Annotated in this window: 1 protein-coding gene; it reads right to left on the minus strand. The window is 67.8% G+C overall.

Features of this window, described 5'->3' with window-relative positions:
* Window positions 1–47: 47 nt before the first annotated feature.
* A partial coding sequence (locus ACL02T_RS35090; protein ID WP_412835119.1) for a hypothetical protein occupies window positions 48–264 on the minus strand: 217 nt, incomplete at its 5' end.

Below are 264 nucleotides of genomic sequence, written 5' to 3' on the forward strand. Positions count from 1 at the left end.
GATCGGTGCTCATTTCGCCTCCGCGGAGAGGAGTACGCCGGCGGTGCTCATGCCTGGACTCCCAGAGGGGCCCCGTTGCCGGAGCCGTTGGTGCTCGTGGTGTTGGTGCCGGCGGTGTCCGGGTGGGTGCCGGTCAGGTAGTCGAGGAACACGTCCTGGAGTTCCTCGGCCTTGAACGGCAGGCCGGAGACCTTGGTGTAGGACTTGGCGTCGACGAGGTAGCGCCCGCGCAGCAGCAGGGCGAGCTGGCCCAGGTTCATCTCC

The organism is Pseudonocardia oceanicola (genome assembly GCF_047200735.1).
GTDB lineage: Bacteria > Actinomycetota > Actinomycetes > Mycobacteriales > Pseudonocardiaceae > Pseudonocardia.